The 21,797-nt window shown below is 70.0% G+C and carries 20 protein-coding genes and 1 tRNA gene; 12 read left to right on the top strand and 9 right to left on the bottom strand.

Translation table 11 applies throughout. The annotated features are described in order from the left end of the window. Positions 1-8: 8 nt before the first annotated feature. From ccoG to BLR02_RS10050, 5 genes are read left to right on the top strand one after another with little or no spacing between them, the layout of a single operon-like run. The gene (gene ccoG / locus BLR02_RS10070) at positions 9-1,469 is read left to right on the top strand and encodes a cytochrome c oxidase accessory protein CcoG (protein WP_090662763.1); all 1,461 of its coding nucleotides are present in this window, start codon (positions 9-11) and stop codon (positions 1,467-1,469) included. Then, a complete protein-coding gene (locus BLR02_RS10065) occupies positions 1,466-1,939 on the top strand; it encodes a FixH family protein (RefSeq protein WP_090662761.1) in 474 nt (157 codons plus the stop codon). The genes ccoG and BLR02_RS10065 overlap by 4 nt, the downstream gene beginning before the upstream one ends. Then, complete coding sequence (locus BLR02_RS10060; protein WP_090662759.1) at positions 1,936-4,272, top strand: heavy metal translocating P-type ATPase; 2,337 nt, start codon at positions 1,936-1,938, stop codon at positions 4,270-4,272. The genes BLR02_RS10065 and BLR02_RS10060 overlap by 4 nt, the downstream gene beginning before the upstream one ends. Continuing rightward, entirely contained in the window at positions 4,260-4,424 is a 165-nt protein-coding gene (gene ccoS, locus BLR02_RS10055; protein WP_090569283.1) for a cbb3-type cytochrome oxidase assembly protein CcoS, read from the top strand. The genes BLR02_RS10060 and ccoS overlap by 13 nt, the downstream gene beginning before the upstream one ends. Beyond that, entirely contained in the window at positions 4,421-4,603 is a 183-nt protein-coding gene (locus BLR02_RS10050) for a hypothetical protein (RefSeq protein WP_090569280.1), read from the top strand. The genes ccoS and BLR02_RS10050 overlap by 4 nt, the downstream gene beginning before the upstream one ends. Before the next feature lie 16 nt (positions 4,604-4,619). On the opposite strand, the gene BLR02_RS10045 is transcribed toward BLR02_RS10050, so the two are convergent. After that, positions 4,620-5,219, bottom strand: coding sequence for a Crp/Fnr family transcriptional regulator (locus BLR02_RS10045; protein ID WP_176849481.1), 600 nt, complete (start codon positions 5,217-5,219; stop codon positions 4,620-4,622). Between the two features lie 512 nt (positions 5,220-5,731). Between BLR02_RS10045 and BLR02_RS29405 the strand changes: the two genes are divergently transcribed. The 4 genes from BLR02_RS29405 to BLR02_RS10030 are packed head-to-tail and all read left to right on the top strand — an operon-like array spanning position 5,732 to position 11,545. After that, the gene (locus BLR02_RS29405; RefSeq protein WP_176849480.1) at positions 5,732-6,400 is read left to right on the top strand and encodes a hypothetical protein; all 669 of its coding nucleotides are present in this window, start codon (positions 5,732-5,734) and stop codon (positions 6,398-6,400) included. Positions 6,401-6,405: 5 nt separating this feature from the next. Further along, positions 6,406-8,613, top strand: coding sequence for a glycosyltransferase (locus BLR02_RS10040; protein WP_176849479.1), 2,208 nt, complete (start codon positions 6,406-6,408; stop codon positions 8,611-8,613). 1 nt (position 8,614) lies between these two features. After that, positions 8,615-9,043 carry a hypothetical protein gene (locus BLR02_RS10035; protein ID WP_090569273.1) on the top strand — a complete coding sequence of 143 codons (429 nt, stop codon included), beginning with the start codon at positions 8,615-8,617 and terminating at the stop codon, positions 9,041-9,043. Positions 9,044-9,064: 21 nt separating this feature from the next. Then, entirely contained in the window at positions 9,065-11,545 is a 2,481-nt protein-coding gene (locus tag BLR02_RS10030) for an FkbM family methyltransferase (RefSeq protein ID WP_090662755.1), read from the top strand. 42 nt (positions 11,546-11,587) lie between these two features. Here BLR02_RS10030 and shc read toward each other — a convergent pair whose 3' ends face one another. The 4 genes from shc to BLR02_RS10010 form a co-directional block, all read right to left on the bottom strand. Next, complete coding sequence (shc, locus tag BLR02_RS10025; protein ID WP_090662890.1) at positions 11,588-13,570, bottom strand: squalene--hopene cyclase; 1,983 nt, start codon at positions 13,568-13,570, stop codon at positions 11,588-11,590. A gap of 167 nt (positions 13,571-13,737) precedes the next feature. Next, positions 13,738-14,892 (bottom strand): glycosyltransferase, encoded by a 1,155-nt coding sequence (locus BLR02_RS10020; protein ID WP_090662753.1) that lies wholly within the window; start codon positions 14,890-14,892, stop codon positions 13,738-13,740. Further along, complete coding sequence (hpnA, locus tag BLR02_RS10015) at positions 14,889-15,884, bottom strand: hopanoid-associated sugar epimerase (protein ID WP_090569264.1); 996 nt, start codon at positions 15,882-15,884, stop codon at positions 14,889-14,891. Before hpnA ends, BLR02_RS10020 begins: the two co-directional genes overlap by 4 nt. A 563-nt stretch (positions 15,885-16,447) precedes the next feature. After that, complete coding sequence (locus tag BLR02_RS10010) at positions 16,448-17,071, bottom strand: Crp/Fnr family transcriptional regulator (protein ID WP_342670571.1); 624 nt, start codon at positions 17,069-17,071, stop codon at positions 16,448-16,450. Positions 17,072-17,516: 445 nt separating this feature from the next. Here BLR02_RS10010 and BLR02_RS10005 point away from each other — a divergent pair, with 445 nt between their 5' ends. Beyond that, complete coding sequence (locus BLR02_RS10005; protein ID WP_090662749.1) at positions 17,517-17,843, top strand: DUF962 domain-containing protein; 327 nt, start codon at positions 17,517-17,519, stop codon at positions 17,841-17,843. 203 nt (positions 17,844-18,046) lie between these two features. After that, on the top strand, positions 18,047-18,301 hold the full coding sequence (locus BLR02_RS10000) for a DUF6894 family protein (protein ID WP_090662748.1): 255 nt from the start codon (positions 18,047-18,049) through the stop codon (positions 18,299-18,301). A 10-nt stretch (positions 18,302-18,311) separates the two neighbouring features. On the opposite strand, the gene BLR02_RS09995 is transcribed toward BLR02_RS10000, so the two are convergent. The 3 genes from BLR02_RS09995 to BLR02_RS09985 all read right to left on the bottom strand — a co-directional run bounded on the left by BLR02_RS09995 (position 18,312) and on the right by BLR02_RS09985 (position 19,926). After that, positions 18,312-19,058: a Crp/Fnr family transcriptional regulator gene (locus BLR02_RS09995; RefSeq protein WP_090662744.1), complete on the bottom strand. Its 747-nt coding sequence runs from the start codon at positions 19,056-19,058 to the stop codon at positions 18,312-18,314. A gap of 421 nt (positions 19,059-19,479) precedes the next feature. Then, positions 19,480-19,554: transfer RNA gene (locus BLR02_RS09990), tRNA-Thr, on the bottom strand. A gap of 39 nt (positions 19,555-19,593) precedes the next feature. After that, positions 19,594-19,926: an FKBP-type peptidyl-prolyl cis-trans isomerase gene (locus tag BLR02_RS09985; RefSeq protein WP_090662743.1), complete on the bottom strand. Its 333-nt coding sequence runs from the start codon at positions 19,924-19,926 to the stop codon at positions 19,594-19,596. A gap of 131 nt (positions 19,927-20,057) precedes the next feature. On the opposite strand from BLR02_RS09985, the gene BLR02_RS09980 reads away from it, so the two are divergent. Beyond that, a complete protein-coding gene (locus BLR02_RS09980) occupies positions 20,058-20,816 on the top strand; it encodes an SDR family NAD(P)-dependent oxidoreductase (protein WP_176849477.1) in 759 nt (252 codons plus the stop codon). Here BLR02_RS09980 and BLR02_RS09975 read toward each other — a convergent pair. Then, positions 20,813-21,790, bottom strand: coding sequence for a Bug family tripartite tricarboxylate transporter substrate binding protein (locus tag BLR02_RS09975; protein ID WP_090662739.1), 978 nt, complete (start codon positions 21,788-21,790; stop codon positions 20,813-20,815). The genes BLR02_RS09980 and BLR02_RS09975 overlap by 4 nt on opposite strands. Between the last annotated feature and the right edge of the window lie 7 nt (positions 21,791-21,797).

Below are 21,797 nucleotides of genomic sequence, written 5' to 3'. Positions count from 1 at the left end.
GACTCGTCATGCCCGATACCTGCCCGGCCCCGACCTCCCTCTATGCCGCCCACCGCAAGGTCTATCCGCGCGCGGTGCAGGGCCGGGTGCGCCGCGTCAAGTGGGCGGTGCTCGCATTGCTGCTGGGGCTCTACTACACCGTGCCCTGGCTGCGCTGGGACCGTGGCCCGGGCGCGCCGGACCAGGCGGTGCTGGTCGACATGGCCCATGCGCGGCTGTTCTTCTTCTGGATCGAGCTCTGGCCGCAGGAGGTCTATTTCCTCACGGGCCTGCTCATCCTCGGGGCCATCGGCCTTTTCGCCGCGACCTCGCTGTTCGGCCGCATCTGGTGCGGCTTCGCCTGCCCGCAAACGGTCTGGACCGACCTCTTCCTCTGGGTCGAGCGCCGGATCGAGGGCGACCGCAACGCCCGCATGCGGCGCGATGCGGGGCCGCCCTCGCGCGACCGCACGCTGCGCCGCCTTGCCAAGCATGCCGCCTGGCTGGCCATCGCCGCAGCCACCGGCGGCGCCTGGGTGATGTATTTCCACGACGCGCCGAGCCTCGTGCTGCATCCCGGCAGCGTCTCGCTGCAGACCTGGTTCTTCTTCGCCCTCTTCACCACCACGACCTATGTGCTGGCCGGCTTCGCCCGCGAGCAGGTCTGCACCTATATGTGCCCCTGGCCACGCTTCCAGGCCGCCATGCTCGACCAGGACAGCCTCGTCGTCACCTACCGGGACTGGCGCGGCGAGCCGCGCGGCACGCCGAAGGACCCCGGCAATGGCGACTGCGTCGATTGCAGCGCCTGCGTGCAGGTCTGCCCCACCGGCGTCGACATCCGCGAGGGCCAGCAGCTGGGCTGCATCGGCTGCGGCCTCTGCATCGATGCCTGCGACGACATCATGCGGAAGCTCCACCGGCAGGAAGGGTTGATCGGCTTCGAGACCCTCGCCAACCTCGCCGCCAGCCAGGCCGCGACGCATGAGCTGGAGCCAGGGCCCGCCCGCCTCGCGGCCGGCATGGAGGCGCGCCGCCCGCCTCGCCTGCTGCGCCCCCGCACGCTGATGTATGGCGGCGTGCTCGCCCTGGTCTCCGCGGTGATGCTGGGTGCCCTGCTGATGCGCGAGACGCTGAGCCTCACCGTCCTGCCGGAGCGCGCCCCGCCCTTCGTCCGCCTCTCCGATGGCGGTGTCCGCAATGCCTACCTGCTCAAGCTCGCCGACAAGAGCCGCGATGGCGGCCGCTACACGCTGGCGCTGGACGGCGTATCCGGGCTGCGGCTGCTGGTGCAGGACGCGGCGACGGATGCCGCCGGGCTGCCGGTGCTGCCGGTGCGCGGCGATGGCGTCTCCAGCTTCCGCGCCCTGGTCACCGCCGGGCCCGGCCTTCCCTTGAAGGAGCGGCAACCGCTCCGCTTCCGCCTGCTCGACGCCGCCGGCCGGCCCGTGGCCACCGAAAGCAGCGTCTTCCTGGGACCGCAACCATGACGACCCGCACATTCGACCCTGCCCGTGGCCGCTGGATCCCTTGGGTCTTCGTCGGGATGATGCTGCTGGTGATCGCGGTGAACGGCGTGCTCATCACCGCCGCCGTCGAGAGCTTCACCGGCACCACCACCGGGCGGTCCTATGACAAGGGCCGCGCCTACAACCACATCCTCGCCGAGGCCGAGCGCCAGGCAGCGCTCGGCTGGTCGGCGCGGGTCGCGCTCGGTGCCGGGGAACTGGCGGTGGCGGTCACCGACCGCGAAGGCCACCCGGTCGAGGGCAGGCTGGAAGGCCTGCTGCTGCGCCCGCTCGACGGGCGGACGGTTCCGCTCGCCTTCGCGGCGGCGGGTCCCGGCCAATGGTCCGCCCCCGCCCTGCCGCCGGCCTCCGGCCAGTGGGAGGCGCGGCTGACCTTGCGTGACGCCGGCGGCCGGCATCTCGACATCCGCCAGCGGGTGATCGCGCCATGAGCGTCATCTCCCGCATCGCCCCTCCGAAGGAGGCCTGTGCCCATTGCGGCGCGCCGGTCGCGCCCCCCGCGCAGTATTGCTGCGAGGGTTGCGAAGCCGCCCATGGCCTCGTCGCCGGGATGGGGCTCGACGCCTTCTACCGCCGTCGCAGCGCCGCGGATGGCGCGCTCCGTCCGGAAACCGTGCCACCGGTGCCGCTCGCCGGCGCCGCGGTTGCCGAAGGGCCTGGCCTGTGGCGGCTCGATCTCATGGTGTCGGGGCTGCGCTGCGGCGCCTGCGTCTGGCTGGTCGAGCAGGCCCTCGCCGCCGAACCGGATATGCTCTCGGCCCGCGCCGCGCTGACCACCCGCCGCCTCACCCTCCGCTGGCGGGGCGAGCAGGCGCGGGCCGAGGAATTCGCTGCCCTGCTGGCCCGGTTGGGCTTCCGCGCCGTGCCCTTCAGCCCGGCCTGCCTCCGCGCCGCCGATGATGCGGAGATGCGGAGCCTGGTCCGCGCCCTCGGCATCGCCGCCTTCGGCGCGATGAACGTGATGCTCGTCTCGGTCGCCGTCTGGGTGGGCGAGGACATGGGCGCCGAAACGCGGGCGCTGATGCATTGGCTCGCGGCGCTGATCGGCCTGCCGACCATCGCCCTCGCAGGCCTGCCCTTCTACCGCTCGGCGCTCGCCGCGCTGCGGGCATGGCGGACCAACATGGATGTGGCGATCAGCCTCGGCGTGCTGGCCACGGCCGCCATGTCGCTCTCCGAGGCCTGGCGCAACGGCCCCTTCACCTGGTTCGACGGCGCCACCACCCTGCTGGCCCTGCTGCTCGCCGGGCGGCTGCTCGATCGCACGGCGCGCGGCCGTGCCGGCCGTGCCGTGGCCGAGCTGATCGCCTTGCAGGACGGGACGGTGCGGCGCCTCAACGGCGAAGGCAGGGCCATGGATGTGCCGGCCGGCGCCGTGCTGGCGGGGGACCGCATCCTTCTCGCCGCCGGGGAGCGGCTGCGGCTGGATGCCGTGCTGGAGGGCACCCCCGGCCTCTTCGATCTGGCCGCCACCACCGGCGAGAGCCTGCCCCGCCCGATCGCCGTGGGCGAGGCGCTGCTGGCCGGCGCGATCAATATGGGCGGTCCCGCCGTGCTGCGCGTCACCGCCGCGGCGGCCGAGGGCTCGCTGGCGGCGACCGCCCGGCTGCTCGAACAGGCGGCCGAGATCCGCGGCCGCTTCGTTACCCTGGCCGACAAGGCAGCCCGCCTCTACGTGCCGACGGTGCTGGTGGTCGCCACGGCGACCTTCCTCGGCTGGTGGCTCTGGGCCGGGCTCGGCTGGCAGGCGGCGCTGGTGCCGGCCGTCGCAGCCCTGATCGTGACCTGCCCTTGCGGCCTCGCCATCGCGGTGCCGGCGGTGCAGGTGGTGACGGTCGGCGCGCTGTTCCGCCGCGGCGTGCTCGTCACCTCGCCAACCGCGCTCGAGCGGCTGGCGGAGGTGGACCGGGTGGTGCTCGACAAGACCGGCACCCTCACCACCGGCACGCCCCGGCTGCTGCCCGGTGACTGGACGCCGGAGGTGCTGCGCGCCGCGGCCGGTCTCGCCCGTGGCAGCCGCCACCCTCTGGCCCGCGCCCTCCTCGCTGCCTGCCCCGACGCGCCCTTGCGCACCGATGCGACGGAGCACCCGGGCCAGGGCATGACTGCCTGCAATGCCCGGCTCGGCAGCGCGCGCTTCTGCGGCGTGACCGAGGCTGGCTCCGACCCGACCCTCTGGTTCACCGAGGCTGGCTCGGCGCCCGTGGCCTTCCGCTTCGCCGATACGCTGCGGCCCGATGCGCGGGAGGCAGTCGCCGCCCTGCGGGCGCTCGGCCTGCCGGTCGAGATCCTCTCGGGCGATGCGCCCGGCGCCGTCGCCAAGGTGGCACGGGAGCTCGGCATCGAGACCTGGGAGGGCGGGGCGATCCCCGAGGCGAAGCTCGCCCATGTCGCGGAGCTGCGCCTCGCTGGCCAGCGCCCGTTGATGGTCGGCGACGGCATCAACGATGCGGGGGCGCTCGCCCTCGCCCATGCCGCCGTGGCCGCCCCGGGGGCGCAGGATATCGCCCAGGGTGCCGCCGACCTCGCGCTGCGTGGCGAGGCCCTGATGGCATTGCCGGAGGCGATCCATGCCGCACGCCGGGCCCAGTGCCTGGCAAAGCAGAACATCACCTTCAGCCTGGCCTACAACCTGGTGGCGGTGCCAGCCGCGGTGGCCGGGCTGGTCACGCCGCTCGGCGCCGCGGCGGTGATGGCCAGCTCCTCGCTCATCGTCATTCTCAACGCGTTGCGTGCGGAAAGGCCTGCCCGATGGACTCGCTGATCCTTCTCGTTCCCGTCGCCCTGGCGCTCGGCCTGCTCGGCCTCGGCGGCTTCCTCTGGGCGCTGCGCACCGGCCAGTACGAGGACCTCGACGGCGCTGGCGCCCGCATCCTCTTCGACGACACCAAGACCGAAAGGCACCCGACCCCATGATCCCGAGCCGCGTCTTCTTCCTGGTCCTGTCCGTGTTGGTCGCCGTCATCGGCCTCTTCGCCGCGGCGGCCGCGCATGACTACCTGCAGAGCTTCGGCCTTGGCCTCTTCGCCTTTGGCACCCTCTTCGCCCTGGGCTGCATCAAGCGGCACTTCGATGAGCGGGATGCCGCGCACTGAAGCCCCGATGGGCGCCCTAATGGGTGCCTTCGGCGCCCGCCAGTGCCTCGAGGCCCGGCATGTCCAGCAGCCGGACTTGGCCGCGCTCCGGCTCGCGCAGCAGCCCGCCACGGCGGAAGGCGGCGAAGACGCGGCTGACGCTCTCGATCGTCAGCCCGAGATAGTCGCCGATATCGGCCCGCGTCATCGGCAGGGACAACTCGGCGGGCAGGGCGCCGTTGCGCACCGCGGCATCGCGCAGCATGAGCAGGAAGGCGGCCACGCGGCCCTCCGCGCTGCGCGGCGCCATGGCCGCCAATTGCTCCTGCGCCGCTGCCAGGTCCTCGGCGCAGAGCTCGAGCAGGCGATGGGTGATGCCGGTGCAATGCCGGCTCATCGCCTCCAGCCGGGCACGGTCGACGCGGCAGACGGTGGCATCGCAGACCAGTTCGGCATCGCAAGGGTATCGATCCCGCGCGGTGAAGCCAATCAGGTCGCCGGCGAAGCGGAAGCCGATGATCTGCTGCCGGCCATCCGGCAAGGTACGCAGCAGCTTCGCCGCGCCATCGACCAAGGTGAACACGGCGCCGGCACGATCGCCCTCGCGGAACACCGCGCTGCGGGCTGGCAGCCGCACCAGGGAGGATGCGGCGAATAACGACGCCTGATCCAGATCATCCAGTCCGTGGCATAGGCCGCGTAGCGCACCGCTACAGTTGCCGCACAGGGCCGCACCGGTGTGCCTCGGCAGGATAGCACCCGAGATGTCCACGACATAACCTCCGCAAGTGCCCCTGACTCTGGGACGCAGGCTTGCAATATGCAAGCACGGTTTCGTGAGCCGTCAGACCGATACCCGCAAGCCGTTCGCAGGACAGCTATTTGTATCGCTCTTGTGCCTTAAATCAAAGCCTTTGGCATGCCGCGCCCGCTGTCGGTGCCTACAGCGAGCTTATCCACAGGCCAGGGGGTATAAGGTGTGGAAGTCCAAGCCACACGCCATGCGACGTCGAGACATGCCGAAAGCCTGGATCGCGCGGCTTTCCCGAGAGAATTGGCTCCAAAGACGATTTTTCCGGTGCATCCTCATTCATAACTAAATAGTATCGTTCTGTAGTCGATCCATGATGGCCGGGGCCGGAAGCCTGCATGAATACCGCCTTGCTGTATCACCGGCCGGAACCGGCCAGGCTCACGCTGGTCGAGGCCCCTTCGCCGGCAACTCCCACGGAGGTCAGGCTCCCCGCCGAAGCCGGGCTGGCCTCGGCGCGGGCCGCCCAGGTCGCCCTGGCGATGACCGAAGCCGGGCTTGATGCAGCCTTCCACGACCTGGTCGCCGAGGCTGATGCGGCACGCGACCGGCGGCAATGGGACATCGCCGAATATCTCTACTGGCGGGCGCTGTCCCTTCACCCCCTGCATCCGGGCTATCGCGTGCAATACGGTCACGCGCTGAAGGAGCAGGGGAAACTCGCCGATGCCGAGGTCGCCTACCGCTCCGCCTGGGCGCTCGGCGAGCGGGGCGAGGATCTCCACCGCCACATCATGCATGTTGCCGGGTTGCAGGGAGATGCGACGGCCCCGCCCCTGCCACCCGAGGTGCCACCCGCTCATCCGCTCGACGAATTGCCGTGGCAGGAAGATGTCGAGCTCGCCTTCGCCCTGTTGCTGCATCGCCCGCCCCAGCTGACCGGGGAGGTACTGCCCCTGCTACGTGCCGTGCCGAGCCGCCGCGCCCTGCTCCTGCTCATCGCGAAGCGGCCCGAGATGGCGGCCGCCAATCGCGACCTGATGCTGCTGCTCGCCGAAGCCGGATGAACGCCATGGATCGGCCCGCCATCAGCATCGTCATCAACACCTGCAACCGCGCCACTCATCTGCGCAATGCCCTGCACGGGCTGCGCGGGCTGCGCTATCCGCGCTTCGAGGTCGTGGTGGTCAACGGTCCCTCGACCGATGGCACCGAGGCGGTGCTTGCCGAATGGGGGCCGCGGCTGACGCTGCGGCAATGCCCGGAGCCGAACCTCGCCATCTCCCGCAATATCGGCATCGCCGCCGCGGCGGGCGACATCGTCGCCTTCATCGACGATGACGGCGTGCCGCATCCCGACTGGCTCGAGCACCTCGCACTGCATTACCGGGACCCGGCGGTGGGCGCGGTCGGCGGCTTCACCGTGGACAATACCGGCACCCGCTGGCAGGCGCGGAAGACCATCTGCGACCGCTTCGGCAATGCGCATGCGGTTTCGGAATTCTTCGACGAGCGGCCACTCAACCGGCCTGGCTCACCCTATTACCCGAGCCTTCTCGGCACCAATTGCAGCGTGCGAATGGCGGCGCTGCGCGAGGTCGGCGGCTTCGATCACAGCTTCGCCTATCTGCTCGACGAGACCGATCTCTGCCTTCGCCTCGTCGATGCGGGCTGGCATGTGCTCTATGAGCCGCGAGCGCTGGTCTTCCACCAATTCGCCCCGAGCGGCATCCGCAATGCGGCCCGCATCGCCCGCACCCTCTACCCTTCCGCAGTGAGCAAGGCCTACTTCGTCCACCGCCACGGCGCCGCGCAGGATCCCGGCCGCGTGGCCGGAGAGATCGAGCGCTACCGGGCCGATCTGCTCTCCAGCAATGCCTGGTTCGAGGAACACCGCGAGATCGGCATCGAGCACCGCCTGTCGCTCGACCACGACCTGGCGCTCGGCCTGCACGACGGGCAGGAGCGTGCCCGCCGCCACGGGCACCGCGACCGCGCCGATCTGGAAGCGGAGGCGTCACCGCCCGCCTTCCGCCCCTTCGCCACCGCCGATGGCCTGCGCATCTGCATGGTAAGCCAAGGCTTCCCGCCGGAGAACGATGCCGGCATCGCCCGCTGGACGGCGATGGTGGCGCAGGAGTTGGTGCGCCGTGGCCATCTGGTCCATGTCATCACCCGCGCCGCGGGCGAGGAGAGCGTGACGCAGCGCGAGGGCCTCTGGCTGCACGCCCTGCGGCCCGAGCCCGAAGGTGCCGAGCCGCTGATGCTGGAATATGGCCTGCCTCCCAACATCGCCGCCTGGAACGCCCGGGTGCAGCGCGAGGTGGAGGCGCTGAAGAATTTCGGCCTCGAGGTGCTGTCCTTCCCCATCTGGGACCTGGAAGGGCTGGCCTGCCTGCACGACCCCGCGCTTGGCGTGGCGATGAGCCTGCATACCAGCTACGCCCTGGCACGGCCCTTCAAGCCGGAATGGGAGGCACGGCCGCTCTACGACCATTTCATGGTGCGGAAGATGATCGCGGCCGAGGCCCGTGCGCTCGCCACCGCGCCGCTGCTGCTGGCCAATTCCCGCGCCGTCATCGCCGATCTCGAAGCCGCCTATGGCATCACCCTGCCGGAGAGCCGGCTGGTGCTGGCGCCGCATGGAACGGAGGATCTCCTGGCCGGTGCGCCGCCTGCCGTGCAGGAGCCCGCTTGCCGCATGCTCTTCGTTGGCCGCTTCGAGCCACGCAAGGGATTCGACCTTGCCGCCGAGGCGGCGCTCGCCGTGCTGGACGCGCTTCCCGAGGCCGACTTCACCTTCGTCGGCGGCATCCTCGACGACGCCGCTGCCGAGGCGCTGCCGGCCGGGCAGGCCGAGAGGATGCGGCAGCACCCCCGCATCCGCTTCGCCGGGGTGATGGACCGGCCCGCGCTCGAGGCCGCCTACCGCGCCTGCGATGTCGTGGTGGTGCCAAGTCGCTATGAGTCCTTCGGCCTGGTGGCGATCGAGGCCATGGCCGCCGGCAAGCCGGTCGTCGCCCTGGCGGTCGGCGGCCTCGCCGAGGTGGTGACCCATGGTGTCGATGGCCTGCTGGTCCCGGACGGGCCGAGGGCGGCAGCCCATCTCGCCGCTGCCCTTTGCGACATCGGCGGGGACCCGGCCCTGCGCAGCCGCCTCGCCGCCGGCGCACGCGAGAGCTTCACCAAGCATTACACGGTGGCCGCCATGGTGGACCGTCTGGAACCGGCATATCGCCAGTTGGCGGCGAGCGCCCGCGCGCGGCGGGAGGCCGCCTGAGATGCAGTGCGATGCGGATGCCGTGCAGCGCTTGCTCGCCATGCTCGAACCCCGGCCCCCTGCGGCGGAGGAGGCAGCGCGGCTGGCCACGCTGACAGGCTCCTGGCCCGAATTGCTGGCGCATCTGCTGCTGCGTCGCGGCAGCTTCGCCACCGAGCCGGAGATCGACGCTGCCCTGCGCGCGCCGGCGGAGCGGTTCCGCGGCGGTGCGCTGAACCGGCGCCCATCCGGCCGGGCCGGCGCCACGGACCTGCGCCGGCAGGAGCGCAGCCACCAGGCCCTGGAGATGGCGATCGCGGCGGTGCTGGCCGCCGAGCGGCAATGCACCGAGACCCTGGCCGCGGCCGATGCGGCGCTGCGAGACCATGTGCTGGCCCGTCCCCGTCACGGCTTCGACCTGCATCGCCGTATCGGCCCGGCCATCGGCTGACCCAACAGGATTTCCACCATCATGCATGAGAGAGAAGGGCTGCTCATCGGCTCCGCATCGGGGCCCGATGGGGGGGTGGAATTGCGCGAGCTCGCCTGGCGGGGCGCCGGCGCCTGGAGCAGCGGCATCAGCCCCTATACCGGGCGGGTCACGCTGCATGCCGATCAGCCGGGCGACTGGATCGAATTCCGCCTGCCGCAGGGCCGGTGGCGGCTGATGCTGGTGCAGCACCACTGGTCCGGCCAGATGCTGCTGCGCGATGCCGCCCATTATGCCCTGCACGACCTCTATGTTCCCGAGACGGAGAACGGCATCCGCGAAATCGCGGTTGATTCCGCCGGGGAAGCGCAGCCGGTGCGGCTCGAGGTGACCGGGATGCGCCACCCCGACTCCCGCGGCGCCCAGGTCTGGCTGCTCGGCCTGCGCAGCGGCGCCGGCACCTTCCATCCCGAATTGGGCCGGCCTCTTGGCCCCGTCTGCCGGCTGATCGAGGGCAGCGAGGGGCGCTTCCTGGCGCTTCGCACCGATACCGGCGTCGCCGACTACCTCGCCGTCTCAGGCACCTGGAAGCCGGATAGCCTCCGCATCTTCGCGCAGCATGTACCGGGCAGCCGGATCGTGGTCGATGTCGGCGCCAATATCGGCCACCATACCGTCGCCCTGTCCCGGCTGGTGCCGGCCGGGCGGGTGCTGGCCTTCGAGCCGCAGATGCAGATGTTCAACCTGCTCGGTGCCAACCTGGCCCTGAACGGCTGCACCAATGTAGTGCCCTTCCGCATGGGTCTCGGCGCGGAGGAGACAGAGCTGCGGATGTATCCGGTCGACTACCGCAGCTTCTCCAATTTCGGCGCGCTCGGCATCCAGCCGGGGACAGGCGAGGGCGAGGCGGTGCCCGTGCTGCCGCTCGACGATCTGTTGACGCGGCAGGGCATCCCGCATGCCGATATCGGCTTCCTCAAAATGGACGTGCAGTCCTTCGAGTACTACGTGCTGCAAGGCGCCGGGCGGGTGCTGCGGGAGGCGCGGCCGGTGATCTATTGCGAGGTGGCGCCGCGCTCCATGCGCCATGCCGGCTACGACTACCGCGAGATCTACCGGCTGCTGGACGGGCTCGGCTACGGCTTCCTCGACGATGCCGGGGAGGCCCATGCCGTCCCCGACTGGGATGGCGAGAGCGCTGCGGAATGGAACATCCTCGCCCTGCCGGGCCGGCAGCGCGGACCGCTGGTGATCGAAACCGTCGCACGCGACGCGGCGCCGGCGGTGGTCAAGCCGCGCATTGTCCCGCCCATGCAGCCGCAACTGCCCAACGCCCCCTCCGCCTGGCCTTCGGCGGATGGCTTCGCCCTGTCCAACCGCATCGGCGACCTGCCGCGCTTCACTTCGCGCCACGAGCCGCAGATCGATATGGCGGAGGCTGGCGCCTGGGCCTTCATCTGCCGGGACGAGGCCCTGCTCGGCCGCGTCGCCGCCTGGTTCGGACGCAACCCGGCCGGGCTCACCCTCAAGGTCTGGCAATACCCGCATCAGGGCGACGACCTGCGTGCGGTGAATTGGGGCCGCTATTTCAACCTGGTGCATGAGCCGCATCTCGACATCCGGGTGCAAGGCAGCCTGCTGCAATCCCTGAAGGCGCAGAATTTTGCTGCCATGGCCGGACTGGCGCCGCGGGTGCTCGGCCTCTTCCTGCTGGAAGGTCCCTGCGGCACGCTGCACCCCGCCATCCTCACCGAGGATGCCCGCGCCCTGCAACGCGATGCCGAGCCGATCCTGCCGGAGGACCTGCATGGCCGCGTCGCCGGCTTCTGTGCCCGGCACGGGCTGTACCCGCCCTTCGGCGACCTAGCGACCGAGGGCAACCATGGCATGGGCATCTGGGTGGACTGGCAATTCGCCTATCCGACGGAGGCGCATGCCGAATTCCTCCGCACCCACTACCTGCGCCACACCCAGTTCGGCGAGTCCAAGTACCAGACGGCGCCAGGCCTCGGCGTCGGCGAGGGTATCCGCGACACGCAGCGGCGGATCGGCGACCTGGGCCTGGAGGGCATCGAGTTCGGCGGCGCCACCGTCATCGATCTCGGCTGCAATGGCGGGCAGTTCCTGAACTACGCCGCCGCCCGCGGCGCCCGCTACGGGCTCGGCCTCGACTGGCCGGAGACGGCGCGCGCGGCGTCCTATGCCTCCAACCACCTCGGCCACTTCAACCTCGGCTATCTCGGCGCCGCCCTGCATGAGGGGCTACCGGCGGACCGCCCCGGCCCGGCCGAATTCGACATCGTGCTCTACCTCGCCATGGTGACGCATCTCGGCGTGCCCGACTGGCTGCACGGGCTGGGCCGGCGGCTGGTGATCGAGATCAACCACGCGCATCAGGTGGAGGAGACGCTGGCCGCCCTGGCGCCGCACTGGTGGCTGCGCTTCGTCGGCAAGGCCAGCGACCATGGCGACCGGGCCATCTATCACGGCTTCAGCCGCCGGCATTTCAGCCAGGAGCCGTGAGGCCGGGACGGTGCCGCATGGCACCGCTGCCCGGCTGCCGCATCAGAGGCCGTACATCACCTGGCGGGAATTGCCCCGCCGCAGGTTGCGCAGCCGCGCCAGGGCCCAGAGCGGGAAGAGCCGCGCATAGCCGTGGTAGCGGAGGTAGAAGACGCGCGGGAAGCCGGTGCCGGTATAGTCCTCCTCCGGCCAGGACCCATCCGTCCCCTGGTTCTGCACCAACCACATCGCCCCGCGATCGACGGCCGGATCCTCCACCACCCCCGCCGCCATGAGCGCCAGCAGCGCCCAGGCCGTCTGGCTGGCGCTGCTCGGCCCCATGCGGCGATCGGGGTCGGCCCGGGTGCCGCCGCGGCGAGGATAGGTGAAGCCATCCTCGCCCCAGCCGCCATCGGCATTCTGCGCCGATTTCAGCCAGGCGACGGCCTTCCGCATCGCCGGATGCTCGGGTGGCAGCCCGGCAGCGTTCAGCGCGGTGACGGCGGACCAGGTGCCGTAGACGTAATTCACACCCCAGCGGCCGTACCAGGCGCCATCCGGCTCCTGCTCACCGAGCAGGTACTGCACCGCCCGGCGCATTACCGGGCTTCCCGGCGGATAGCCGAGCTGGGCCAGCATGGCGAGGCAGCGGCCGGAGACATCCGCAGTGGGCGGGTCGAGCAGCGCGCCGTGGTCGGCGAAGGGAATGCTGTTCAGGTACTGGTGGGTATTGTCCGCATCGAAAGCACCCCAGCCGCCGCCCTTCGACTGCATGCCGACCACCCATTCCGTCGCCCGGGCAATGGCTGCCTCCGTCCGCTCCTCGGCCGGCAGGCCGGCCTGCTTGCGGGCGCGGTCGAGGGCAAGCACCACCACTGCGGTGTCGTCCACATCCGGGTAGTGCGGGTTGGCATATTGGAAGGCCCAGCCACCGGGCGGCACATCCGGCCGGGCATCGGCCCAATCCCCCACGAGATCCGTCACCTGCCGGTCCAGCAGCCAGTCCAGGCCGCGTCCCGCCGCCGCCTCGGCCTCCGGCCCGCCCGCTTCCATCAGGGCATGGGAGACGAGGGCCGTGTCCCAGACCGGGGAGAGGCAGGGCTGGACGTAGGTCTCGTCCCGCTCCGGCCGGTCCATCACCAGCTTCTCGATGGCTTCCCAGGCGGTGACCATCCGTGGGTCGTCCTCGGGCACGCCGAGGCAGTGGTACATCCAAATGGCATTGGCCATGGCCGGGTAGATGGCCCCGAGCCCGTCCTCACCATTCAGCCGCTCGGTGACGAAGGCTTCGGCCCGCGCCTCGGCCCGGGCCCGCAGCGCCTCGGGGATCAGCCCATGCGCCCGCTGCAGCACCGCATCCATCTGGCGGAACAGGGTGCGCCAGGGCTCTGCCGCATGGGCACCGCCTGGCCAATGCTTCACCTGCGCGGGCGGCGTGCGGAACAGCTCCGCCACCGAGACGCCGAGCGGCGCCAGCGGCTGCGGCCGGTGCGCCATCACCACCGTCAGCGGCACCAGCACGGTGCGTGCCCAGTAGCTGATCTTGGTGAGGTGGAACGGGAACCAGCGGGGCAGCAGCACGATCTCGGGCGGCATCACCGGCACCGCCGTCCAGGGCACCTGGCCGAACAGCGCCAGCGTCGCCCGGGTGAAGACATTGCTCTGCTCCGCCCCGCCCGCGGCAAGGATGGCGGCGCGGGCGCGTTCCATGTGCGGCGCGTCAACCGGGTCGCCGATCAGGCGAAGCGCGAAATAGGCCTTCACCGAGCAGGAGATGTCGATCGGCGCCCCATGGAAGAGCGGCCAGCCGCCACCGCAATTGGCATCCTGCTGGGCCTGGATGCGGCGGAGGTAGCGGCCTATCCGCGCCTCGCGCGCCGGGTCGCGCTGGCCGAAGAAGCGGCGGAGCATGACATATTCGGCCGGGATGGTGGCATCCGCCTCCAGCTCGAACACCCAATGGCCATCAGGGCGTTGCCGGGACAGAAGATGCGCCGCGGCGTGGTCGATCGCGGCATCGAGCGGCCCCCGCACCAGCGGGCCCATGGGTCCGGCCAGCGCCAGGTCCGACCGCAGCGCCGCCGCGGCGAGATCCTGAATCGTGGACAAGGCGAGCAACTCCCTTCGGCCGACCGAGACGCCAGCCAATCGATCTCAGCGAATACGGCGTCCTCTCGCTCTTGCGAAGAGATAGAAGGCCGGTCATTTGTCGATTAATGCGCTCCTGTGGCACGATCCGCTCGCGGACCGGCCTCCCCCTTCCACATTCCCCCGCGGCCACGCCATTCGGCCAGGGCCGAGTCCAGGGTGAACGCCATGTAGGTAGCGGCAATCCCCGGCAAGGCGAAACCCCGCAGCGACGACAGCCCGAAGCGCCGGAGCGTCGGGGCGAAGGCCACCGCCATGGCCACCCAGGCCAGCAGGCCGAGCCAGCGCGGGCCCCCGGTCGCCAGCAGCGCGAGCAGCGGCGGGGCGAGGAAGACGAGGGCCAGCGCCGCGATCATCCCGACCAGCGCCGCCGGGTTGTAGCCCAACTGGGCATAGGCGGTGCGCGCCACCATCCGGCGGATGGCCCCGGCCCCTTCATAGGGGCGCAGGCTCTCCACCCGCTCGGTCAGCCCGGTCCAGATCGGCCCGACGCCCTTCATGCGCCGGGCCAGCGCGCAATCGTCGATGATGGCACCCCGCATCGGGGCCAGGCCGCCGGCCCGCTCGAAGGCGGCGCGATCAAGCAGGACACAGCCCCCCGCTGCTGCTGCCGTCCGCGCCGATGGGTCGTTCGACCAGCGGAAGGGGTAGAGCATCTGGAAGAAGAAGATGAAGGCCGGAATCAGCCAGCGCTCGGCCGCGCTGGCGCAGCGCAGCCGGGCCATCAGCGAGACCAGGACGAGCCCGCCCGCCTCCGCCCGTTGCACCAGTCGCCGCAGGCTGTCCGGCGCATGGCGAATATCGGCATCGGTGAAGAGCAGCCGGTCCGGCGCCCCCTTCAGCGCCTCGGCCAGCCCCTGCTCCAGCGCCCAGAGTTTGCCGGTCCAGCCCGGTGGCCGGGCTTGGCCCCGCACCACCGTGAGCCGCGCATCGCCCCCGGCCGCAGCGAGCGCGGCCTCGCCGGTGCCGTCGGTGCTGCGGTCATCCACCACCACCAGGCGGAAAGGGCCGGGATAATCCTGCGCCAGCAGGCCACGCACCGTCTCGCCGATCGTCTCCGCCTCGTCGCGCGCCGGTACCACGGCGGCAACGGCAGGCCAGCGCGCCGGGTCGGGCTGCAGGGCCGCATCCCGGTCATCGTCCCGCGCCAGCCAGAAGAAGCCGCGTCCGAGAAGCAGCACGGCCCAGGCCAGGCAGGTGGCCAGCGCCAGCCAGGTCATCGCGCCAGCATCCCCTGTTCGCGGAACCAAGCGATGGCATCCGCCACCGCCTCCTGCCAGGGCCGGGCGCGGTGCCCGAGCACCCGCTCCGCCTTGGCGGCACTGAAATACATCGGCTTGGCGGCCATGCGCAGCCCGTCGAGCGTCAGCATCGGCTCCCGCCCCGAGAGCCGGGCCCAACCCTCGGAGGCGACGGCCGCTGGCCAGAGCGGCGCCCGCGGCAGCCGGACCGGGCGGCGACGGCCGAAGACCGCGGCAATCCGCGCCAGCAGCTCGCCGAGCGGCACGTCCTGCCCGCCGAGGATGTGCCGCTCGCCCACCTTTCCCCGCGTCAGGGCCGCGACGCAGCCCGCCGCCACGTCATCGACATGGACGAGGTTGAGGCCGGTATCGACATAGGCCGGCATCCGCCCCCGCGCCGCCTCGAGGATGACCCGCCCGGTCGGGGTCGGCCGCCGGTCGCGCGGGCCGATGGGGGTCGAGGGGTTGACGATGACGGCCGGCAGCCCGGCCTCCGTCACCAGCCGCTCGACCAGCCGCTCGGCCTCGGTCTTGCTGCGCTTGTAGGGACCGATGGCCTGTTCTGGCGCCGCCGCATCCGCCTCGGTGGCGGCGCGGCCATCGGCATGCGGCTTCAGCGTGGCGACGGAGGAGACATGCACCACCCGCCGGACGCCCTCGGCCAGCGCCGCCCGCATCACCGCCTCGGTCCCCGCCACGTTCACCGCCCACATCCGCGCCGGGTCGGGGACGAAGATGCGGTAGTCGGCCGCGCAATGGATGGCCGCCCCGCAGCCCCGCATGGCGGTGGCGATGGAGGCCGGATCGGTGAGGTCGCCGGGAATGAACTCCAGCGGCAGCCCATCGAGCATGGCCCGCGGCGTCTCCGGCCGGACCAGGGCCCGCACCTGGTGCCCGGCCTCGTGCAGGGCGAGGGCGATCGCGGAGCCCAGGAAGCCGGTGGCCCCGGTCAGCATCACGGTGTCTGTCATGCGATCGGCCCGTGATGGCTGGCGCCGGGTGCAGGACCGGCACCCCCGGCGATCAGATGGCGGCTCAGGAGACAAGACCTGCCGCGCCGCCGGCCCCTTCCGCACAGACCATGCTCACTCAACGATTTGGCGCCTCTGGTCATAGGTGGCCGCAATCTCAAATACCCCTGCATCCTGGCCGATGCGCACGCATACCCACGAACGCTCACGCCCCTCGGTACCGGACCGCTTGAGATCCGGGGTTGTTCCTGGGGCTGGGCTGGGCTGCGCATGATCGCGGGCGATGTGGCGGCATGGAGCGTCCGTACCCGCACCTGCGCCTGGACGCAAACGCGCCTGGAATTCGGAACCTAGCCGGCATCCAAGCCAATGCCGGCCTGCAGGCCAGCAAAGACCGCAGGCAACAATCCAATGGATGGCGCAAAGGTCGGCTGAGAAGCGACGAGGAGAGGCGGGCCGATGGCTGCCCGCACCTGGGTTGGGGCTCTTCCCAGCTCCCCGTCCCCGCTATACTGCCCTATCGTGCGATTTCGTACATTCAACAGAACGCCAAGCCGGTGTCCTCAGCGCTGGTACGGCAACTCGCCAGGGCCGAGCCCGAACAGCCGGTCCCGGGCACGGCGCACGACGCCGTAGCACTCGCAGGAGGCGCTCTCGAGGCCGTCCCGGTCGGTGATGGTGATGCGGCCGGCGCTGTAGCGGATCAACCCCGCCTTTTGCAGCGTACCGGCGGCGACCGTGACCCCGGCGCGGCGGACCGCGAGCATCGTGGCCAGCATCTCATGGGTCATCGTGAAGGTGTCATTCTCGGCCCGGTCATGCGCCATGAGCAGCCAGCGCGCGAGGCGCTGCTCAACGTGATGGCACGCATTGCAGGCTGCGGTTCGTGCCACCTGCCCATGATGGAGCAGGGCATAGCGGTTCAGCTGGCGCCGCAGGGAAGGCAGGCGGTCCAGCGCCTCCCGGAAGGCCTCGGCCGACATCTGAAATCCCTCGCCAGGTCCCTGGACCACCGCTTCGAGATCGTCTCGGTCATCATCGAGCAGGAGCGGCAGCCCGACCAGGCCCTCATTCCCGACGATGCCTACCTCGGCGCTGTCGCCGTCCTCCAGCGTCGTGAGCATGGAGACAAGGCCGGCTTCGACGAAGGTGGCTGCTGGTATGGGCTCTCCCGGAAGCTGAAGCACCTGCCGGAACACCAACTCGACCGGGGCGAGTTGTGGCCAAAGGGCAGTGAGGTCTTCCGGTGGCAGAGCCTTGAGGAGGCGGTTGCGAAGGTCAGACGGCGGTGCAGCGGGTTTAGCCAAGGAAGTACTCGGTCCAGTGAAAATGGCGAGAGTTCGGACCTCTCTCAGTCACCCGCAGCCGGTCTTTGCAGGTAATCCATCACGACTAAAAACCTTGGCCTGCCGTGTCGGTACGATAAGGAACACCACACTACACCGAACAAATAGGATCAGTCCTGACCGGAGCCAGGCCAGCTCGTCGCTCGGGATGCTGTGTGGCCAGTATCGCTGGACTCGCGGGCCTGGCCTCGGCAGCAAGCCATCCGCTTCCGCAGCAGGATGGGCGAGTGACCGACAGGCCTATTAGCCTCTTGGATCCGCCATGCTGTCGGCCCTATCTCGGTCCATGGTTGACCGCTTCCGCAGCTTCGATGAGTTCTGGCCCTTCTACCTGCGGGAGCATGCCCGGCCGGCAACCCGCGTCATTCATGTCGCAGGGACCTGGACGGCCGCGATCGTGCTGCTGATCGGTCTGTCCCTGGGGCCCTGGTGGCTCATGTTGCTGGCCCCGCTGATTGGCTATGGTTGTGCCTGGATCTCGCATCTGTTCGTCGAGCGGAACCGGCCAGCGACATTCAGCCATCCCATGTGGTCGCTGCGCGGCGACCTGCGTCTGGCTGTGCTTGCGGCGACAGGGCACCTGGGGCCGGAGCTACGCCGGCATGGTTTGTAGGCGGGCAAGGGTCAGCGGGGCTCTTACCGGCTGGTGCGCCGCCCGCCGAAGCACAATCCTTGATTTCGATACGGTCTGGTTCCGGTGGACTGGTGCCGGGTGAGGGAAGCCTGCGGAAAGGGGCAATCATCGCAGGTGATTAAACGCTTCTGATGTAAGAAGCCGAACGGAAAAACCTGATAAATGCGGCGTAAGAAGGGGTTATGCCCCGCTTCTTCTTACACGTCCGTACAGATGAGGACCTAATCTCTGATCCGGAAGGGTCCGAGTTACCCGATCTCATCAGCGCCCAAAATGAGGCGCTGGTAGGGCTTCGGCAGCTGGTGGCCGACAGTATTCGCGGCAGCAGAATACCAGTCGTGCAACAAATAGAAATTGCCGATGAGGTGGGGCAGATCCTGGCGACGGTCCGCTTCCAGGACGCACTGCAATCGCTAGAAGCGGATTACCGCAGGTGAAAAGGCTTCGCTAACGCCAATACGGCCGGCTCGTACCCGCGGGTAGCCCGATCAGGCTGTCATAGGCCCGCCGGGCCACGCCGTAGCACTCGCAGGTAGCTGCCTCGAGACCGGGCCGGTCAGCAATCCGCATCTTGCCAGCGCGGTAGTTGATCAGCCCAGCTTTCTGCAGGGAGCCGGCGGCGACGGTAATCCCCGCGCGGCGCACCCCGAGCATCATGCTCATGAACTCATGGGTCATCGGGAACTCGTCACTCCCGGTCCGGTCGTGCGACATCAGTAGCCAGCGGGCGAGGCGCTGATCGATGTGGTGTCGGCCATTGCAGGCCCCGGTCCTTGCCACTTGCTCGAAATGCGCCAGCGCATATCGGTTCAGCAGCGGCCGCAGGCTGGGGATGTCGTCCAGTGCCTTGCGGAAAGCCGTGGCATCCATTCGCATCGCGGTGCCGGGCATCTGCACCAACAACTCGAAGCTGTCGCGGTCGGCACCGAGCAGGACGGCAAGGCCCGTCATGCCCTCCGGCCCGATCAGGCCAATCTCGGCGCTGTCGCCGTCCTCCATGGAGGCCAGCCGGGAGACGTAGCCGACCTCGGGGAAGTAGACGCTCCCTGCCGGTTCATCCGGGCGTTGCAGGGTCTTGCGGAACTCAAGCTCAACCGGCTCAAGCTGCGGCCAGAGCTTGGCAACGTCCCCAGACGGCAGGGCCGCGAGCAGGCGGTTGCGGAGGGAGGGTAAAGGCTGATCGGCAATGGCCATGGAGGGCTCCTGCGACGGATGTCGGCGGGAGCACTGGCGTGTCTCTCAGTCACCCGCGCCGGAAAGGCGTCGGCAGGTAATGAAGTATGTATAGGGCCATGACGCGCCGATAGTCAGCCTGAAATCGTACAGTCGATTGGTATGTACGAGAGCCGGAAGGAGTTTGTTGCTGCGCTCGCATTGCCCTGTCGTCGCGATAGGACAGGTTAAGGTCGGATGGCCCCCTCTCCCTGCTACGGCCCCTAGCCCTGCGCCAACTTCCCCAACGCCCGCAGCACCGCCCGTTATCCAGGTCGCTTGCCTCGTCCACCCCCGATCAAACCAGCCGGGCCAAATTCCGCTTGGTGGGTCCGCCGGGGTCCGCAGAAAAGAGCGGTAGATCCGCTGCGGAGCGATGCGGCAGCTAAGCGTTTGAGAAGTTTGGTGCCGGGTGAGGGATTTGAACCCCCGACCTTCTGATTACAAATCAGCTGCACTACCCCTGTGCTAACCCGGCCCCGGGCTGGCCTCTCTTACCAGAAGCAAGCCCGCCTGGTCAGCCCACGCCCAGCAATTCCACGTCGAAGACCAGCGTCGCATTCGGCGGGATGACGCCGCCGGCACCACGCGCCCCATAGCCGAGCTCTGGCGGGATGGTCAGGGTGCGCTGTCCGCCGACCTTCATGCCTTCGACGCCCTGGTCCCAGCCGGCAATGACATGGCCGGCGCCGAGTTCGAAGCGGAAGGGCTCGCCCCGGTCCCGCGAGCTGTCGAATTTCCGCCCCTTGTTGTCGGGCTGGGAGGTGTCGAACAGCCAGCCGGTGTAATGCACCTCGACGGTGTGGCCGGCGGTCGCGGTTGCCCCGGTGCCGAGCTTCTGGTCGGTCATGCGATGTCCCCTTCGATAGGCCGCGGATCATGCACGTCCGGAGCCTGGGCGATAGACCCCTTGCGGCCTTGCCTCCCCTGGCCGCTCAATCCCTGGCCGCCCCATCGCAGCCCGACCGGAAGGACCGCCCGATGCCCGATGCCGCCAAGCTTGCCCTCGTCACCGGCGCCTCGCGTGGCATCGGGCTGGAGGCCGCCTTCGCCCTCGCCAGCCGCGGCTTCGCCCTCTTCCTCGCCGCCGAGGGCACGGCGGAGGAGCTGGCGGCGGCCGAGGCCGGCTGCCTCGCCCGTGGCGCCCCGGCCGTGGCGCATGGCCTCTTCGACCTCGCCGAACCGGGCGCGGCGGAAGCCATGGTCGCCGCAGCGCTCGACCGCTTCGGCCGCATCGACCTCCTGCTGAACAATGCCGGCATCCGTTGCCGCAAGGCCTTCGGCACCTATACGCGGGAGGATTTCGCCCGTGTCGTCGCGGTGAACCTCGAGGCCGCCTTCTTCGCCAGCCAGGCCGTGCTGCCCGCCATGCGGGCCCAGGGGGCGGGACGCATCATTCATGTCGCCAGCCAGATGGGCTCCGTCGCGGCGGAGGAGAATGCGCTTTACGGGCTGACCAAGGCGGCGCTGATCCACCTCACCCGCAACATGGCCTTCGAGCTGGCACGGGAGGGGATCCAGGTGAACAGCATCAGCCCCGGCCCCATCGCCACCCAATTCAACCTCGATACCTGGGGCCGCCAGCCCGGCAAGCTCGACACCATGGTCGGCCGCGTGCCGGTCGGGCGGATGGGCGAGGCACGGGAGGTGGCCGAGGCCATCCTCTTCCTCGCCACCGCCGAGGGCGGCTTCATCCAGGGCCATGACCTCGTCGTCGATGGCGGCTACATCATCCACTAATCCACCTTGGCACCCGAGGCGCGGATGAGGGGCGCCAGCCGCTCCTTCTGCGCCGTACGGTAGGTGGCGATCTCCTCGACGCCGGTCCACCAGGGGCTGGCGCCGAGGTCCTGGTAGGCGCGGATCAACGCCGGGGTCTCCAGCGCCTGCTTGGTCAGCGCCGACATCCGCCCCACCACCGCCGGCGGCAGGCCGGCCGGGCCGCAGACGCAGGTCCAGGACACCACGTCGAAGCCGGGCAGGTATTCGCTGAGCGCCGGAATCTCCGGCGCCACCGGGCTGCGCGCGGCCGAGGTGACGGCGAGCGGCCGCACCTGCCCCTGGCGCGACAGCGAGAGGGTGCCGGGGATGTTGTCGAACATCATCGAGATCCGCCCGGCGACGAGGTCGAGCTGCGCCGGCGCGCTGCCGCGATAGGGCACGTGCACCATCTCGACCCTGGCCAGCTGGCGGAACATCTCGCCCGCCAGGTGCAGCGTCGTACCGGATCCGGCCGAGCCGAAGCTGTACTGCCCGGGCGCCGCCTTCAGCAGCGCGATCAGCTCCGGCACGCTCTGCGCCGCGACGCCCAGATGCACCGCCAGCAGGTTCGGCAACTGCCAGAGCCCGGCGACGAGGGTGAAGTCCCGCTCCGGGTCGAAGGGCAGGCTGCGGTAGAGCGTCGGCGCGATGGCATGCGAGGCGACCCCGCCGAGGCCGATCGTATAGCCATCCGGCGCCGACTTGGCGATCGCATCGGCCCCGACATTGCCGCCCGAGCCGCTGCGGTTCTCCACCACGAATTGCTGGCCGGTCAGTTCCGACATGCGGGCGCAGTAGATGCGGGAGAGCGTGTCGGTCGGCCCGCCCGGCGGGTAGGGGTTGATGTAGCGTACCGGCCGGTTCGGCCAGTCACCCGATTGCGCCAGCGCCGGCGCGGCGAGCGCCGGCAGCAGGCCGAGCGCCGCACGGCGCGCGAGAATCACCTTGGCCATGACGCGT

This window comes from Belnapia rosea, from assembly GCF_900101615.1.
Classification (GTDB): Bacteria; Pseudomonadota; Alphaproteobacteria; order Acetobacterales; family Acetobacteraceae; genus Belnapia; species Belnapia rosea.
This window is presented reverse-complemented; position numbering and strand designations above follow the sequence as displayed.

What these genes read in the sequence shown, in the direction of transcription:
- ccoG (WP_090662763.1), top strand. Translation starts at nt 9, where the DNA reads ATGCCCGATACCTGCCCGGCCCCGACCTCCCTCTATGCCGCCCACCGC.
- BLR02_RS10065 (WP_090662761.1), top strand. Translation starts at nt 1,466, where the DNA reads ATGACGACCCGCACATTCGACCCTGCCCGTGGCCGCTGGATCCCTTGG.
- BLR02_RS10060 (WP_090662759.1), top strand. Translation starts at nt 1,936, where the DNA reads ATGAGCGTCATCTCCCGCATCGCCCCTCCGAAGGAGGCCTGTGCCCAT.
- ccoS (WP_090569283.1), top strand. Translation starts at nt 4,260, where the DNA reads ATGGACTCGCTGATCCTTCTCGTTCCCGTCGCCCTGGCGCTCGGCCTG.
- BLR02_RS10050 (WP_090569280.1), top strand. Translation starts at nt 4,421, where the DNA reads ATGATCCCGAGCCGCGTCTTCTTCCTGGTCCTGTCCGTGTTGGTCGCC.
- BLR02_RS29405 (WP_176849480.1), top strand. Translation starts at nt 5,732, where the DNA reads ATGAATACCGCCTTGCTGTATCACCGGCCGGAACCGGCCAGGCTCACG.
- BLR02_RS10040 (WP_176849479.1), top strand. Translation starts at nt 6,406, where the DNA reads ATGGATCGGCCCGCCATCAGCATCGTCATCAACACCTGCAACCGCGCC.
- BLR02_RS10035 (WP_090569273.1), top strand. Translation starts at nt 8,615, where the DNA reads ATGCAGTGCGATGCGGATGCCGTGCAGCGCTTGCTCGCCATGCTCGAA.
- BLR02_RS10030 (WP_090662755.1), top strand. Translation starts at nt 9,065, where the DNA reads ATGCATGAGAGAGAAGGGCTGCTCATCGGCTCCGCATCGGGGCCCGAT.
- shc (WP_090662890.1), bottom strand. Translation starts at nt 13,570, where the DNA reads ATGGGCCCGCTGGTGCGGGGGCCGCTCGATGCCGCGATCGACCACGCC.
- BLR02_RS10020 (WP_090662753.1), bottom strand. Translation starts at nt 14,892, where the DNA reads ATGACCTGGCTGGCGCTGGCCACCTGCCTGGCCTGGGCCGTGCTGCTT.
- hpnA (WP_090569264.1), bottom strand. Translation starts at nt 15,884, where the DNA reads ATGACAGACACCGTGATGCTGACCGGGGCCACCGGCTTCCTGGGCTCC.
- BLR02_RS10005 (WP_090662749.1), top strand. Translation starts at nt 17,517, where the DNA reads ATGGTTGACCGCTTCCGCAGCTTCGATGAGTTCTGGCCCTTCTACCTG.
- BLR02_RS10000 (WP_090662748.1), top strand. Translation starts at nt 18,047, where the DNA reads ATGCCCCGCTTCTTCTTACACGTCCGTACAGATGAGGACCTAATCTCT.
- BLR02_RS09995 (WP_090662744.1), bottom strand. Translation starts at nt 19,058, where the DNA reads ATGGCCATTGCCGATCAGCCTTTACCCTCCCTCCGCAACCGCCTGCTC.
- BLR02_RS09985 (WP_090662743.1), bottom strand. Translation starts at nt 19,926, where the DNA reads ATGACCGACCAGAAGCTCGGCACCGGGGCAACCGCGACCGCCGGCCAC.
- BLR02_RS09980 (WP_176849477.1), top strand. Translation starts at nt 20,058, where the DNA reads ATGCCCGATGCCGCCAAGCTTGCCCTCGTCACCGGCGCCTCGCGTGGC.
- BLR02_RS09975 (WP_090662739.1), bottom strand. Translation starts at nt 21,790, where the DNA reads ATGGCCAAGGTGATTCTCGCGCGCCGTGCGGCGCTCGGCCTGCTGCCG.